Annotated in this window: 1 protein-coding gene; it reads left to right on the top strand. The window is 43.0% G+C overall.

Annotated features, from left to right (window positions below):
- On the top strand, positions 1-228 hold a 228-nt coding region (locus ACSV5T_RS10520), incomplete at both ends, for a hypothetical protein (protein ID WP_438321124.1).

The following is a 228-nucleotide window of genomic DNA, read 5'->3' as shown; positions in this document are numbered from 1 at the left end:
TACAAGGTAATGTAGGTCCAAAGGGCGAAGCACGTGAAAGAGGCCCACAAGCTCCTATCGGGCCACCTGGTCCTAAAGGTGAAAAAGGCGACAATGCTACACAACCAGAACTGACATTTACACTTGCTGAAAATGGCGATTTGTTTGTAGATATTGCTTATTCTTCTAAACCTACAAACAACACTACAAATATTGCCGAAACTAAGACATATGACATTGTGTGGGGTG

It is taken from the genome of Veillonella sp. ZSJB6, assembly GCF_051549505.1.
In the GTDB taxonomy this organism is placed as follows: domain Bacteria; phylum Bacillota; class Negativicutes; order Veillonellales; family Veillonellaceae; genus Veillonella.
The sequence above is the reverse complement of the archived record's forward strand: the minus strand, read 5'-3'. Positions and strand labels throughout refer to the sequence as shown.